Source organism: Pseudocitrobacter vendiensis (genome assembly GCF_943590815.1).
Lineage (GTDB): Bacteria > Pseudomonadota > Gammaproteobacteria > Enterobacterales > Enterobacteriaceae > Pseudocitrobacter > Pseudocitrobacter vendiensis.
The window spans coordinates 1-16182 of sequence record NZ_CALSBS010000011.1 but is presented as its reverse complement, the minus strand read 5'-3'; the positions used below and the strand labels follow the sequence as shown (position 1 = coordinate 16182).

Genomic DNA, 16182 nt, shown 5'->3' with positions numbered 1-16182 from the left:
TGTTCTTGTCAATTGATAAGCGTGTCTACTGACATTTATGGCTAGTCTGTAATAAAAAGGATTCAGTAGCCTGAAGCGTTTTATTTGAATTATTCATTATTGTTATTTTATTAAATATCTTATGCAGGTTGTTTATGATTAGCGTTGAAAAAGTGGTGAGTAAGCGCGAACGCCAGGCTTTTATCTCTTTTCCTTCTTCACTTTATGGCGACGATCCCAACTGGATCCCGCCGTTGATAATTGAGCGCGAAGAGCATCTTTCTGCAAAGAACCCCGGGACTGAACATATCCGCTGGCAGGCGTGGATCGCACGCAAAAACGGCGAGCTGGTGGGGCGAATTACCGCGCAGATTGATATGCTGCACCGTGAACGCTACGGTGAGGACAGCGGACATATCGGGATGATTGATGCAATTGACGATGCGGAGGTGTTCAGGGCGCTGTGTTTGGCCGCAGAGGCGTGGTTAATCGCGGAAGGCGCGCGAAAAATTACCGGTCCTTTTAGTCTGAACATTAACCAGGAGAGTGGCTTACTGGTTGACGGTTTCGACACGCCGCCTTCAGTAATGATGCCGCACGGAAAACCCTGGTATGGCCCGCGCGTAGAGCAACAGGGATATAGTAAAGGCATCGATTTACTGGCTTATTGGATGAAACGCACTGATTTAACATTCTCGCCCTCGCTCACCCGCCTGATGGATCAGGTGCGTAAAAAGGTGACAATCCGCTGCATTGACCGAAAACGCTTCGCCGAAGAGATGCAGATATTACGCGAGGTCTTTAACTCCGGCTGGCAGCATAACTGGGGGTTTGTCCCCTTCACCGAACGTGAATTCGCCACGATGGGCGATCAACTGAAGTTTCTGGTGCCCGATGACATGATCTACATTGCAGAGATCGATTCCGCGCCGTGCGGTTTTATCGTGGGCATGCCCAATCTCAATGAAGCGATTGCCGATTTAAACGGGCATCTGTTTCCCTTTGGCTGGGTGAAGCTGCTATGGCGCTTAAAAGTCAGCGGCGTGCGCACCGCGCGCGTGCCGCTGATGGGTATTTGTAAAGAGCACCAGTTTAGCCGTATTGGCCCGGTGATTGCGTTATTACTGATTGAAGCGCTGCGCGTGCCGTTTGCGAAGCGCCGCATTGACGCGCTGGAGATGTCCTGGATTCTGGAAACCAATACGGGAATGCGGACGATCCTTGAGAAAATAGGTGCACTGCCTTACAAACGTTATCGGTTGTATGAGAAGGACTTAGGTGGGCCGTTGCGCTGAACCGAGCCTGATGGCGTTTCGCTTATCAGGCCTACGGGATCTCGTAGGCCGGATAAGGCGACATTACGGTTTACACAATTATCGTTCGCGGAAAGCTTCAGCTCTGGCGCGCAGAATCGGTTTTAGCAGATAGGCCAGAATGGTTTTTCTGCCGGTAATGATATCCACCGATGCGACCATTCCGGGAATAATTAGCAGGGGTTTTTCATCGCTACCAAGGTGATTTTTCTCGGTGCGCAGGCGCACGATATAGAAGCTTTTGCCGTCTTTATCGGTCACCGTATCCGGGCTTATCTGCTCAAGCGTGGCTTTCAGACCGCCGTAGATGGTGTAGTCGTAGGCGGTGAATTTCACCATCGCTTCCTGACCAGGGTGCAGGAACGCAATATCCTGCGGGCGAATTTTGGTTTCAATCAGCAGGGTATCGTCGAGCGGGACAATTTCCACCAGGTCACTACCCGGCTGGATAACGCCGCCGATGGTGTTGACCATCAACTGCTGCACGACGCCGCGCACCGGTGAGGTCACCAGCGTACGGTTAACCCGGTCTTCGATAGCCTTGCCCGACGCCTGTGTTTTGCTGAGATCGGTACGCGCTTCGTTAAGCTGCGACAGCGCTTCGCCGCGATAACGATCGCGCGTTTCGCCAATCTTATTTTCGATTTCCTTAATTGCGGCTTCCGCACGCGGGATAGCCAGCGTCAGTGATTCCAGCTGGCCACGTGTGTCCACCTCCGAGCGGCGCAGGCGCAGGATCTCCACTTTCGAAATCGCCCCTTTGGCGACCAGCGGCTCTGACATGCTGATCTCCTGTTGCAGCAGGCCAAGGCTGCGGCGGGTCTGGCTGGCTTTCGCCTGGTAGTCCAGCAGTTCCTGCTTCTTCTGCACCAGCTGTTCATTGAGCCCACCAATTTCGCTTTGGATCCGCTGTTTGACGCTGGTGAAAAGCTCCATTTCTCCGTTGGCGATATCTGGCGATTTTTGCGTAATTTCCGGCGACAGTTCCAGGATTTCTTTATCGGCAAGTTGTGCGGTCAGACGCTGAACGCGGGCTTCCAGCGCCAGGCGGTCGGCCTCCGACTCCCCGGCGTTCGAGCGGAAACGGGTATCGTCCAGACGCAGCAGCGGTGCGCCAGCCTTAACAATTTCGCCTTCATGCACAAATACTTCCGAGATAATACCGCCCTCAAGGTTTTGCACTTTTTGCAGACGCGATGATGGGATAGCCCGACCATCGCCGCGCGTTACTTCATCAATATCCGCCAGCGCAGCCCAGGTCAGCATGACCGCAAAGAATGCCAGAATCGCCCATAGGGTGATGCGCACCACGCGCGGTGAGTCATCCAGAAGGGCTTTGTTAACTTCATTTGCAGTGAGCGTTGTTGCACTTTTATCACCAAAAAGCCATTTTGTCAGACGGTTCAATTGGTTAGCGATTCGCATGGATTTGCCCCTTCCTTAGCGCATTCATGACGCTTTCTTTAGGACCGTCGGCAATGATTTTGCCGTTATCGAGAATAATCAAACGATCTACCAACGACAGTAGCGATGCCCGGTGAGTAACCAACAGCAACGTTTTGTTGCTGACGATGGGGGCAAGTGCTTTTTTAATCAAATCTTCGCTGGTGTTGTCCATTGAACTGGTGGGTTCATCCATCAACAGGATAGGCGGGTCAAGAAGCAATGCCCGGGCCAGGGCGACGGCCTGGCGTTGCCCGCCAGATAAATTCATTCCACGTTCGCCAACCTGCATGTTGTAGCCCGAAGGATGGCGACGAGCAAACTCATGCACGCCAGCCAGAGTGGCGGCGCGAAGCATCGTCTCTTCATCAACATACCCCGCGCCACTTAGCAAGTTATCGCGCAGTGTACCGCTGAACAGGTGAATATCCTGCGGCGCATAACCAATATTGTGGCGAACATCGTTAATGTCGAGCTGACGTGAATCAATACCATCAATAAGGATTGTCCCACCTTCGGGCTGGTAAAAACCAACCAGCAGTTTGGCCAGGGAACTTTTCCCTGAGCCGCTACGCCCGATGATCCCCACTTTTTCCCCTGGCGTAATTTGCAGTGAGATTCCGTTAAGCGAAACATATTGGTTTTGCGGATAACGGAAGACAACATCACGGAATTCTATCGCGCCAGAGAGGGTTTCGCGCTTGAGCGGCACTTCATCACTTTCAACTTCTTGCTCAAGATCCATCATTCGATCGATGGTTGCTTTCGTCATTCGAGCGCGTTGATATCGGGTGATCAAGCCACAAAGCTGGCCAATCGGCATCATTGCCCGGCGATTTAAAAGGTAGCAGGCGATTAAGCCCCCCATACTCAGGTTGCCCGCGATGATGCTGTAAACACCGGCAACAATCAGAACGACGCCTCCAAATTGCTGGATCCAGGTAGTGAAATTGACCGCTATATAGGAAAGCGATTTTACGCGAAGCTCCAGCTTACTGAGCTGGCTGATGATTTGTTCCCACTGGTACTGGCGTTCGCTTTGGGCGTTGTTGACTTTAATTGCATCGAGACCGGTCACGGTTTCAACTAACATGGCTTGTCGTTCGTTTGAGAGGCGGTAAGTTTTTTGCACCTCAGCCAACAATGGCTTCTGAATCATCCAGTTAACCAGTAGTGCGATGGGGTAACAGAGAAGAGGAATGAAGGCCAGCGGACCGCCGATAATAGCGATGACCAGCAATATCAGTAAGGTAAAAGGCACGTCAATAAGAGCTGTGAGCGTTAGCGAAGACAGGAAATCTCTTACGGATTGATATTCCTGAAAGTTCTGCGTAAAACCGCCCACTCTTGCCGGACGTTGCTTCATTTTCATTCCTAACAAACGTTCAAAGAGCGCTGCGGATACAATGAGATCTGTTTTTTTGCCTGCGAGATCGAGACAGATTCCCCGCAATATTTTGAGAATCAGGTCGAAAACGAACGCGACGGAGATGCCAATGGCCAGTACCCAAAGCGTCGCCGTCGCCTGGTTTGGTACGACGCGATCGTAGACGTTCATTACAAATAATGGGGTAGCGATCGCGATTAGATTGATAATAAAACTGGCGACGATGGAATCAATATAGAGGAATTTTGACAGTTTTAGTGTGTCTTTAAACCAGTTTTTGGTTTTCGGGATATCCGCTGTCGGCTGGCTGTCAAACTCATGTTCCGGCTGAAGAAAAATAACTTTCCCACTGTAGCTTTCAGCCAGTTTTTCCATTTCGAGCACTATTTCACCGCCTTCCGTTTCCGTTGGAAGCAATCGGGCTCGATGTTGTTCGTCCCAGCCAATCAATACAGTAGCCTGCTCATTTTTCAGCAGCAGTATGGCGGGAAGAGATATGGCGGAAATCTTATCCAGTGAGCGATGTAGTACACGGGCTTTCAGCCCTGCTCGTTGCGCTGCACGCGGAAATACGCTTTGCGTGAGTAGGTTCGCCTGTAAGGGAAGGCCCGCAGTTAACACGTTACGGCTGGTAATGATGTTGTGCAGTTTGCAAACAATCATCAGCGAATCGAGCAAAGGATCGTCATGACTTTGACGCGGGTCGTCTCTGAGTGAATGCTCAGCAGTGGTGATCACAGGATCAAGTGAATCAGTTGATGTGGCCATAGTCAGCCCCTCAAATTCCAGCGAAAATTCGCTTAGGCGCAAAGAAAATAGGGGCTAGTCCATCAGGAACTGATGAATTAGCCCGTGAGCCTAATATCAATTACTTCAGTTCAGGCAGATTGACATGAGCAGTTTGCTGCTCTTCTCCTGGCTGAGCCGCAGAAGGCGCCTGAATCTTAAGTTGTTTCAACAGATCGCCAATGCGAGCGTTAATACGGTACGTCGTGAACATCTCAACGAACTGCATTTCGACGTAGCGGCGCTGAGCCGTGAAAACTTCGTTTTCGCTGTCCAGCATATCCAGCAGGCTGCGTTCGCCAATACTAAACTGTTCCTGGTATGCCGTGCGGACGGTGGCACTGCGTTCGGCGTAATCTTTTGCGATAGGGACTTGTTTTTTAGCGTTTTCCCATGCGTTCCAGGAGAGGCGTAACTCCTCATCTAACTGACGAAGCGCATTGCGTTTTACATCCTGCGCTTCCTGCATTTTGTAAGCATAGGAAGAGAGCTGTGCTTTATCGCTGCCGCCATTGAATAAGTTATAACGCATCCTGACCATCGCCTGCCATTCCTGATCATGCCCGCGCGTACCGTCGACGTTATTATCCATACGACGACCAACATCAACGTCCACACTTGGATAGAAACGGGATTTCGCCGCTTCATACTGCTGGCGAGTGGCTTCAACATCGGAATCCGCCTGCTTCAGGAGTGGGCTATTGTCCAGCATAAGTTTGCGCGCCTCGACCTGTGAGGCGGGGATCTGGGTCATAACCGGCAGTGATAAATCCGTTGCTTCTTTACCCACGACGCTATAGTAATTGGCTTGCGCATCCTGCAGGTTGGTTTGTTCAGTCAGCAAATTGTTTTGCGCCTGTGCGAGACGAGCCTGGGCCTGCTCGAAGTCCGCCGTTCGTCCAACTCCTTGTTCAGTACGAAGGCGAATCTGGTCGAAAACACGTTCATGGTTTTTAAGGTTTTCTTCGGCCAGTTGCACCATTTTTTGACGCATTAATACATCCAGATATGTCTGGATTGCGGTAAGAGCGGTGACTTCGCTGGTGTTCATCACCGCGTGCGCCCGGGAATTTACGGTTGCCTGTTGCCTGGCAACTTCACTGGTGGTGGCAAAACCATTAAAGAGGTTCTGGCTCAGATTTATGCTGGATTCACTACGGTGCAGATCGCGTCGATGATCGTTTGCTGCACGCGTAGAGGCATTGTCTGTTTGTTCCCATCCTGTTCCTGCAGTGAGGTCAAGAGTGGGTAGATAGCCCCCTTTCGCTGCGCGTAAGTCTTGATCCGCGGAGTAACGACTGTTAACTGAAGCACTGACCTGCGGATGCCACAGTAAACTGTCTTTCACCGCCTGTTCAAGCGTCGCTGCGCTAACGTTCTGAGCGAAAAGTAATGGTAGAGAGAGACTGGTTAAAACGCGAATCGTTTTATGCATGATGATGTCCTTTCATTATGTTCTGTTCCCTTGCTGGTGAGCTGGCCCACCAGGGGTAATGTCGCGTGAAAAATTGAATATCGTCAGAGCCGTGTGGTTCAAAATATTCAGGTCTTATATATTTACCGACCTGATTATTAAAAGAGATGAAATGCGCCCCCTTTAAGGGCGCGCATTTCTGTCACCCGTCAGGACTCCGCTTCTGGTTTCGCAATTAAATTATCTACCTGGGACTCGTCCGAGATGGCCCAGACATCGCTGTTCTCAGCATCACCACCTTCTGCCGGCACATGTTTTACCTGCTGATTATCAGCAATCGCCAGTTCTTCTGGTGTCTGAATAAGCTCGCTAATATTTTGAGTTGCCTCATTGTGAAGCAGATCGTTAAAGTTTAATGGCTCTTCCTGGCTCAACACTGTCTGTTCAGTTTCCAGCGGGTGTGTCGCAGTAGTTTCAGTATCTGTAGATGTTTCTTCCACCCCCGTTTCACTGTTTTCTCCCAGCAGCGTCTTCAGCGAGTCGATTTCACTGTCTGGTGTGGGCTGCGCGATGTCATACGCGACTGAGTCGAGACTAAGTTGAGATGTATCAACGAGTAAGTTCTCTTCACTGACTTCCTGCGTTTCGTCCTCAACATTTGCCTGCGAACCTGTATCGTTATTATCGGTGCCTTCGTCATGGGAGGATGACTGCATTAATACTTCGCTTTCGTCGTCTGAAGAAGCCAACATATCCGCAGATTGCATGTCGGCACTGTCTGCTTCGCTGTCGTAAGCCATGCCTTCGTCAGCATCAAAGATAAATTCGCTTTGATGATCGCCATCAATAGTGGTTTCCACATTCATGGTGATCTCACCCAGCTCTTGCTGGCCATCCGGCACCGTTACGGTCATTGTGCCTTTGTAGCCAGAAGTACCGTCAGGGAAGGCGAGGGTATACACGCCATTTTCATAGGTGACGGTTACCGAACTTGAAGGGTCGTCACTGGTAAATGTTGCGCCCTCAGGAAGGCCATCAAGTGTGACGTACGTTAACGTTTCTGCGTTCCCAGGGCTATCGAGCTGAATATCCAGCGTAAATTTCAGCGTCCAGGTTGCTTCAGTGTCGCCTGGATATTCGGAAAGACCGTCGCCATAGATGATGCCTTCAATATGGTTAGACGCAGGACTGCCCAGGATCATTTTCCCGCTTTCTTTGCCATAAACGGCAATAGCGGTGAGTTCGTTCAGGTGACCATTATTTGGATCGCTGGCATCTATCCGATAATCTTCTCCTGCTCCTACCAGGAAGATGTAGTCCTTGTAACCATCACCATCGGTAATTTTATTACCCTGAACCTTCGTTACATTAGCATTGTTGTTGACGTCCAGGACAAAGATGTCGCTGTAATTATCGCCTGCTTTGTCTGAACTGGCATTGCTTTTGTCGTAATAGATAACTTGATTTTTCGGATCGTTACAGGCGGGAGGTGTATCCCCTGGTGCGATCCAGACGCGCACATTATCGCCAATCGCAACTATCTTACCATCGACTACATCGAACCCGAGTCCGCTGGGATCTTTGCTGCCGCCATTCACTTCAAGAAACTTGTCGTCCGAAGGTTCGCCAGGATTCTCTTGTGGCGTGCCTGGGGTGATGTGTACGGTTAAGCGATAGTCGGGGTCCGTGTCTGTATCTGTGTCGGTATCCGTGTCGGTATCGGTGTCAGTATCCGTATCGGTGTCAGTATCCGTATCGGTGTCGGTGTCCGTATCGGTGTCAGTATCCGTATCGGTGTCGGTGTCAGTATCCGTATCGGTATCCGTGTCTGTGTCAGTATCCGTGTCTGTGTCTGTGTCTGTGTCAGTGTCTGTGTCTGTGTCAGTATCGGTATCGGTATCGGTATCGGTATCGGTATCGGTATCGGTATCCGTGTCTGTATCGGTATCCGTATCCGTATCCGTATCCGTATCCGTATCCGTATCCGTATCCGTGTCGGTGTCCATATCTGTATCGAGAATAGTCAGCTCTTCTTCAATTTCGGTGCCAGGAAAATTCAATCCATCAGTAGGATACCCTGCTGTGGGATCGAGCATTTCTCCAGTAAGATCAAGAACGACATGTGTATGTGCGCCCCCAGCACCTGGCGTGCCGCTCTCTGCAACAGCCTGTGGCCCTGCCGCGGTTGCTTCAAGAGTTTGTGTTGGATCCATGCCATCGGCAATCGCCTGTTGGAGCGCAGCGACGTCACTTGCAGTATCTTCTGTGGGAGTGAAAGCGGTTGCGTTTGTAGTATTCCAATGACTATCTCGGCCAAGATCGAGCATTTTTCCATTCGGTAGAGTTATTGAAACTGCTCCGGTAGCGCTGGTTTCAACTTGCTCTCCGGACAGGATTTTATCTCCCTCCACCAATAAACGCCTGCTCCCATCAGGGGAAATAGCAAAGGCTTGTCCTACTAATGCTTTTATTGTTCCAACTACATCGCTCATAATACATTCCTCTTAATCTTACGTGAACGTTTCCATTTGTTCATGGCGGTGTGTTTTTAACTTAATATATCTCCATGATTTTTTTCACTGTTTGTCTGTTTCCGATGGTTATGATCTCATATAGATTTCTATGAGCTACATCGCTAGTGTTCGCCATGGGGGCGGCGGATTAATTAAACTCGTTTCGTAGTAATAAAATAATACTCTGAATATGTCGTTTCTTTGATTTTAATGTTGTTTTCTTAAGATAGTTCTGTAAAGAAATCTCTTGAGCTAATGTTGTTTTGTGGGGCTTTGTGTTGTTTGATTGTAGTAATCTGAAATTAAATTTCAACCAGAAATTATTTTTTGGTTATACTTCATTATCTCTATGAAAAACATGGTCTTTTATTCTATTGCTGTGCTTTTTAATTTCGAGAAAGATGCCGGTGAGGTGTGTTTTATTGATGTGAATTATTGATGGTGTATAATTATAAGTAAACCTTATATGTTCGTGAGTGCTGTGCTAGAAATAATATTTCGTATTCCTAATGCATTCTACCTGGTCTTATCATTCATTAAGATTAATTAAAACTTAACTAATTAATGAGTATTTGCTTGATAATATTTTACGATTAAGAAAGTGCTAATGGTCGGCATTATCGAAATAAATAATAATGCCGACTCTTTGATTATAAATCTTGTTCGGGTTGAGCAATAAGATGATCGAGTTGTTCAGCCTCATTGCCCGTCCAGACGTCACTTTGTCCTTCACTCTCCGCCGGAACATGCTGCACGTCGTCAGGCTGGGAGGGGGAATTTGCCAGGTTATCGGTTTTGATGAAAGAACTCAGGTCGTCGTGTTCACCGTCATGCACAATGTCGTTGAGATTGACAGTATTTATCGGGTTCGTCTTACTTCCAGTTGTTTGATTCAATATCTCTATGCCACCTTTTGAGGCAGAGCCGCCTTCATCATCGGCAGATTCTGCGTGATGAAGGATGTTGGCATCAAGTGTGGATCCATCAACATCAATCTTGATGACGCCATCATCATTAACGAGATAGTTTTTCCCGTCGTAATTGAGAGTTGTATCTGGTGGTAAGCCGGAAAATATTTTTTGATTTAAGTATGAATTTAATCTGATGAGCTCGTTAAAAAATCTTATATAATCAAATCATTAGCACCTACTTTAACGAGCAGTGAGTACGTAACTCCTTTTCAAATTAACCCTTCGTCATCGTCCTGAATTAAACCTTCCAGCCCACTTAGCCTTTGGCGAGCCTGCGCACGATTGAGGAGTTTACTTTGTGCTGCTGGAGGTAAATCAGTAATACTTATGATTCCTTTGCTCATAAGAACCTCTATCAGGTCTTCAAGTACGCGAACCATATCGAGATCACTTTGCTGCAGTTGTTGCAATGTGGCTACACGTAGCGTATTCACTTTCAGCCATTCAGCAATTTCTGCGGTTATTTCCTCATACTGCTCCGTTGATTCGTGGAATGGAGAAGACTCAACACGCAAAATTTTTCCGTCACTATCTCGTTCGATGAAATGCATGGATACGCTCCTGATTGTTATTTAGTAAGGGTACTGGCGTCGCTAAAGTAACGACCCATTGCACCATACAGGCCAATGTTTTCAAGTACGGTGAGTTCTCCCTCAGTTTCAACGCGTTCCGCAATGAGCGGGAGATTAATCTGGCGTGTGGCCCAGTAGATGGCCTCGATGAAAAGCTTTTTATCTTCTTCCTGATCGATATTACGGATGTAACCGCCGTCGACTTTGATCCACGCAAGCCCCCACTGTGGCAAGTTGCCAATCAGATGGAAGCGGCCACCAAAGTGTTGAATGCCCAGGCGGCAACCCAATGCGTTCAGTTTTTGTACCAGAAGGCTAACCTGCTCAGGATCAGGGAGTTCATTTTCATCCAGTTCCAGCGTCAGTTTACCCGCAAGGTGTCGCGCATTTTTTAACGGTTGTAGCAGGGCATTCATACTGGTTTCATCAGCAACACTTTCACCACTGATACTGAGTGCCAGGGGCTGCGTGCTCATCTCCATTGCTTTTAATGTTTGTTTTAACATTACAATATCCATACGACGACTCAATGCAAGACGATGGATCCATGGCATAAATCGACCAGCAGGAATGATCTCGCCATCTTCAGTTTTGATTCGGGCAAGTATTTTTTGGTGCAGAATACTATTATTCCTGTTGCATTGATAAACAGGTTGGGAAAAAAGCTCAAATGCGCCATTCTGCAGTACTTCTTCCAGGCGGTTATGCCAGCGATGATGATCATCGTCGTTTTCTGTACTGTCGGCCATCTGACTATCGGCAAAAAAGCGCATTTCTGTTTCTGCCATCGCCAGCGCCTGGTCTGCCTGTAAGAGCACCGCCTGCGGGGTATCACCGACGGTGAATGCCACTTGAGAGAAGTGCGCTACAGGCGTTACATCACTCATGCCGGTTTCGTGAAGTGATCTTAATTGCGTGTTGAGGGTTGCCATCAGGTTTTCCATCTCCTGCGGCAAAATGGCAGGCGTGATAATGGCGAACTCGCCGCCACGCACGCGCGCAAGAAATCCTTCCCCGTGAAGGAACCGCTTCTGAAGTTGATGAAGGGTATCGGCGATAGCTTGCAATAACTGATCAGTTTTAGCGCCACCCAGACGATGGTTAAGCCCTGTCAAATCTTGAACACGTAATAAAATCAGATGACCCTCTGCGTGCTCTTCGTCACTGAGGCGAGATTGCAACTGAATGTCAAAGGCTCGGCGGTTGTTTAGCCCGGTCAGGCTATCATTATAAGCTTCTTCTCGAAGCTTTTCGGTTCGTGACGCCTGTTCGCTAAACAGGGTCTTAAGCTGGTTCACCATCATGTTCGTTGCTTCCACCACGCGACGTAATTCTGGCGTTTTGGGGCGGGCTGGAAGGTTAAGAAATTCCCGACGACTGATTGCCATTGCTTGTTCAACGATGTAGTTAAGTGGACGCAAACTATGGCGCAACATAAACATTGCCCCCAGAACGCACAGCACACTACAAACGCTGAGCAAAATAAAACTGGCGATGAGACTATCCCACAGGCGTGTCAGGGCAAACATCGGATGGCTAATAACTTCCACCCGCGCCACCTGAGACCAGCCACGCATCACCGTAGCCTCTCCTTGCCCAGGATTTAGCCTGACCAGATGCACAAACCAATCAGGGACACTGGCACTTTGCGGCATGTTTTCTCTTTCGATAAGCGGTTTTCCGCTCTTGATATCCACAACCCGTATACGATAGAAGTACCCGCTATCGAAGATTGAGTTCACCATCAACTCCGTCATTACCGGATCGTCGATGTTCGCTGTCAGCGAAAGCCCCAGTGCAGTGGCGCTGTCCTGGGCGTGGGCACTCAGTTGGTTATGATACTGCTCGCGCGAGCTTTCCAGCGTGACATAAAAGCTGCCGCAAAAGATGACCAGCGTGAACAGACAAATTCCAATGAGTAGCTGTTTATAGAGAGACATGGCTACTTCCTATTCATTAATTACAAATCCTTCTGCACGCATCTTGGTGAGAAGATCCTGCCAGCGAGAAAGTTTTTTACTATCGCCAACGCGTTTGTTTCCACCTGCCTGAGGCACCCATAATCCCTGTCCATTAAAGGAATAGACCGGGAGAAGGTCATTACGCTGAGTTGCAGGAAGAATTGTCGTTTTCAGATTATCGAGAATCAGCGGAATAGCATCGGGCGTAGCGTACCAGGCCAGAACCATATGAGCCTGATTTAACTGCAAGGCTTTAACATACGTGATACGTAATTGACTTGCCGGAACGCCCATCTCACGTAGAGTAAAATATTTTGCCAGCGCGTAGTCTTCGCAATCTCCCGCTCCCTTGCGCAAGAGTTCAATTGGTGTCGCCCAGTAATCCTGTTGCTTCCAGACAGCAATGTCATCGCGAAAGCGTATTCGACTGTTAAAAAAAAGATTAACGCGGTTCAGTTTATCTTTAACATCGCCCGATGATGGGCTTTTCACCAGCAAGGCCCAATCATTGATATTACGTTGCGTCGCAGGTGTCGTCGGTCCATAAAGCCGTTGGGTTCGGGCATTGATAGTGTCGAAATCCCATCCGGCTACCAATCCTGGCGCGACGAAAAGCAACAGCACCAGAACACAGCATAACCACCGTTTCCGGAAAGAATATTGCGCTACATTCGCGATAGGCCCGTTCATTTCTCCGCTTTACCGTAAAGGTTATGCTCTGAGTCCATGCTTTTTGCGCCAATATTTGCGATACGCAACATAACCTGAAAGATAATGTCCGACGTCATCAATTCTGACATGCATTCGATGATGGCGAATGAAGAAACTGCCATTTATTCGGTCGGGTTTTTTGAAGAACATCGCAATTTCTGGCCAGAAAAAACCATTTGCCAGGTAGCGTGCGCGCGCTTCAAGGGCCATCCTAAATTTCTGTATGTCGAAATCATCAAGTAAATTTTTATGTTCTGAGTTCGCGAGTCGGTCGATCATCCGTTCTGCGGCCATCATCAGTTCCAGTAGGGTGGGATAGGTCGTCACTCTGTTGATGACGAAATCAAGGTGATCGCGAACGTTATCCAGGCCAAATTTATAGTAACGCGCCAATGGGCGATAAAGGGTAAGTTCATTAACGCCGTAGCCCATCCAGTGATCGTGAGCTTGCCAGTGTTTCTGAGCAATAAAATGGTCCATCGCGCGTTCAACAATAGCCAGCCAGCGGGGATCACGGGTTAGCCCATACAGACGCATCAATGCAAAAGTGGCCTCTCCATCATAGTAAATGGTTCTGTGTTCGGCTTTAAGGGAGAGATCTTCCGCTTCATAGACATGGTTAAACCCCCCCGTTTCTGCAATTTGCATGTAACGGATACCGTTTGCCAGTCGCTGCATTTGTGATAAATAACGTTCATCACCTGAGACGTCAGTGTATTTAGCAAAAGCGAGAATGCTGACGGCGTTACCACCCAGTTTGATTTCATTTCCTTCATCGATCAGAAAATCTGCATCACTGCCATCGGGCAGGGTTCGGGTCTGAATCAGTTCAGTCGATAAATAGTCTAATGCCTGCTCTATCGTACGAAATTGTTCTGGGTCTTGCGTCACTTCCCAACCTTCCAGCAATGCGTAGGTTGATCCAGCATGCCGAACGGTGTTGTACCCTTTGATGGGCTTATCGAAACAGGGGTACCATCCATACTGATAGCGGCCTGTCTCAAGTGCCTGGCGTTTGAGGTAATCAGCAGATGAATAAATCATCGGATCGAGTTCATCCTGCCAATGCGGCAGTTTTCGATAACCGGAACGTTTACCCTGATGTTCGATGGAGTAGGTCTGCTGGCCATCTGTAAATAAGCTTCGCGTAGTAAAACGCCAGAGTAGATGTTCGGAACGTGTAGGCCATTGCAACTCACAACCAAATTTCTGACGGGAAAAACTCGCCAGATTGATAGGATTTGGCGTCGCAACCCCCTCCGTTTGTTGGTACAACAAAACGTTTGCGAGAATCTCATGTTCAAGAATGGCGTGCTGAAAGCGATAATCGAAGCTCAAGCCAAAACGGAAGTAATTGCGTTTCGTTTTGCTCAGTTTTGCTTGCAGAGCCTCCCAGGATAACGTTTCGATTTTATCGACGATGTCTACACGAAGCCAGACCGGTGCAATTGCCTGGGTATCTTGCCAATCCTGCAATGCCAAAATCCCTTTAAGCCAGGCTTTGTCCAGTGAATCTGCCTGCACACATACTGTATGGGCACGTTCTTTACCGTTACATACACTGAGAAAAAGCACGTACTCCGGGAATGGTGCTGGGTGAGCCGGCACATCTAACCGATCGAGTTCGTTTCGAGCCTGACTAATCAACTGGTTGAGAGGCATATGGTTATTCTCGCCACGGTTTAAAAAGAGATCATAAATAAAGTTTCTGGCTTCCTTTGATAATAAAGAATTGCCAGGCAACGCCTGAAGTGTTTCTTTTGAATGGATAAACAGGAGTCGCGGAGCTGATACACCTCGTTTAATCATATTAGTGTATCGATTTAAATAAAGGGCAATGATGTTATGTTTTTCATCTATGTCCAGATGCGGTTGGGCCATGACAAAATCATAGGCGGACAGATATATCTTTACCGCCACAGCTGGGCTAGTTCCTTTAGCGGCTAAAGAAATATCATCAGTTTCATTAATGAAATAATACTTTTTATGGTTTCCCAAAATGGCAATGTTTCGGGCTGCGCAATACATCTTCATCATGAACCAATTATCTTCTCTGATATGAATATGTTCAGGAAAAGTAATATGATTTTTCTTTATCAAATCCGTTTTTAGAAGCTTTCCAAAAACGGTTAATGAACGATAAAGCTTCGTTTGTGTGAAGGTCAGTCCCTTTACGCTCTGTTCATAGTTAAAAGCGGAGCTGCTGATAGCTCGTTGACTTCCCTCTGCTTTGAAACAGGGCATGCATACCATATCAATGGTGGTATCAGTTTGAGCAAAACCAACTGCATCAGAGAGAGCATGAGGTGTAATATAATCATCAGAGTCGATAAACAATACCCATCTGCCAGTTGCAACTTCCAGCCCATGGTTTCTTGGCGTGGAGGCTCCTCCAGAGTTTATTTTCCTTTTAAGGATAATAATATTGGGGAAAGCGGAAACAAAATGCAGAATAACATTGACGCTATTGTCCGTTGAGCAATCATCAATAAGGATGAGTTCTATGTTACGTTTGTCGTAGTCAGATTGCTTTAGTTTTGTTAGGCAACGCGCGATCGCCTTTTCTCGATTGTAAACAGGAATAATAATGGAAATGACTGGTTGCTGAACGGTTTCTCTTTTTAATATTTCTTCAGTAAAGTCGGATATTCCTCCTGGCAACATGATATTCTCCCTCATTCCAGCATTTATTTCCTTCCCGGAAGACTTTAATCTCTCATGGTTCATTAGAGAAAGCTATTTTTCTTACATATATTGACTTTAAATGCTGCACAGCTCACTAAGCGTATATAAAGCATGCGGCTTTTGCGACCAGACGATGTCAGTTGGTTGAGAAGCGGCACGTCAATCCTACTGTAGAGAAGCAAGTGCTTTAGTATAGCCATGGCCTGATGATTTGCCGCACCGCTTGTTTAGATACCCTAAAGGCTGACCTACTACATTAGTAGATAGAGATATGAGAAGAGTACTCGCATCTGATTTCCACTGACTAATAAAAGGTAGAAGGGCCGCTGATCTGGCCTGCAAACCCCTCTGCATTGCGTTGGTGATGCCTTTTTGTGGATAATTCTGTTGATAAGTGCGTATAACCGTGCCTTTCGCTGTGGATTTCATCAGTCAGTAAAATTAGTG

Annotated in this window: 10 protein-coding genes; 1 reads left to right on the top strand and 9 read right to left on the bottom strand. The window is 47.8% G+C overall.

Going from position 1 to position 16182, the window contains the following annotated elements; translation table 11 throughout:
- The first annotated feature begins 116 nt into the window (after positions 1 to 116).
- On the top strand, positions 117 to 1274 hold the full coding sequence (locus NMC31_RS13040) for an N-acetyltransferase (protein WP_253898263.1): 1158 nt from the start codon (positions 117 to 119) through the stop codon (positions 1272 to 1274).
- A gap of 78 nt (positions 1275 to 1352) precedes the next feature.
- Here NMC31_RS13040 and NMC31_RS13035 read toward each other — a convergent pair whose 3' ends face one another.
- The 9 genes from NMC31_RS13035 to NMC31_RS12995 form a co-directional block, all read right to left on the bottom strand.
- The gene (locus NMC31_RS13035) at positions 1353 to 2717 is read right to left on the bottom strand and encodes an HlyD family type I secretion periplasmic adaptor subunit (RefSeq protein WP_253898186.1); all 1365 of its coding nucleotides are present in this window, start codon (positions 2715 to 2717) and stop codon (positions 1353 to 1355) included.
- Positions 2704 to 4890, bottom strand: a complete 2187-nt coding sequence (locus tag NMC31_RS13030) for a type I secretion system permease/ATPase (RefSeq protein WP_301544562.1) — start codon at positions 4888 to 4890, stop codon at positions 2704 to 2706. Before NMC31_RS13030 ends, NMC31_RS13035 begins: the two co-directional genes overlap by 14 nt.
- Positions 4891 to 4990: 100 nt before the next feature.
- Positions 4991 to 6343, bottom strand: coding sequence for a TolC family outer membrane protein (locus tag NMC31_RS13025; RefSeq protein ID WP_253898185.1), 1353 nt, complete (start codon positions 6341 to 6343; stop codon positions 4991 to 4993).
- 188 nt (positions 6344 to 6531) lie between these two features.
- The gene (locus NMC31_RS13020; protein WP_253898184.1) at positions 6532 to 8814 is read right to left on the bottom strand and encodes a retention module-containing protein; all 2283 of its coding nucleotides are present in this window, start codon (positions 8812 to 8814) and stop codon (positions 6532 to 6534) included.
- A gap of 671 nt (positions 8815 to 9485) precedes the next feature.
- A complete protein-coding gene (locus NMC31_RS13015) occupies positions 9486 to 9731 on the bottom strand; it encodes a hypothetical protein (protein ID WP_253898183.1) in 246 nt (81 codons plus the stop codon).
- 284 nt (positions 9732 to 10015) lie between these two features.
- Positions 10016 to 10357, bottom strand: coding sequence for a tryptophan synthase subunit beta (locus tag NMC31_RS13010; RefSeq protein WP_253898182.1), 342 nt, complete (start codon positions 10355 to 10357; stop codon positions 10016 to 10018).
- A 17-nt stretch (positions 10358 to 10374) separates the two neighbouring features.
- Positions 10375 to 12318: a cyclic di-GMP receptor LapD gene (lapD, locus tag NMC31_RS13005; protein WP_253898181.1), complete on the bottom strand. Its 1944-nt coding sequence runs from the start codon at positions 12316 to 12318 to the stop codon at positions 10375 to 10377.
- A gap of 9 nt (positions 12319 to 12327) precedes the next feature.
- Positions 12328 to 13029 carry a cysteine protease LapG gene (gene lapG, locus NMC31_RS13000; RefSeq protein WP_253898180.1) on the bottom strand — a complete coding sequence of 234 codons (702 nt, stop codon included), beginning with the start codon at positions 13027 to 13029 and terminating at the stop codon, positions 12328 to 12330.
- A 21-nt stretch (positions 13030 to 13050) separates the two neighbouring features.
- Entirely contained in the window at positions 13051 to 15714 is a 2664-nt protein-coding gene (locus NMC31_RS12995) for a glycosyltransferase family 2 protein (RefSeq protein WP_253898179.1), read from the bottom strand.
- Between the last annotated feature and the right edge of the window lie 468 nt (positions 15715 to 16182).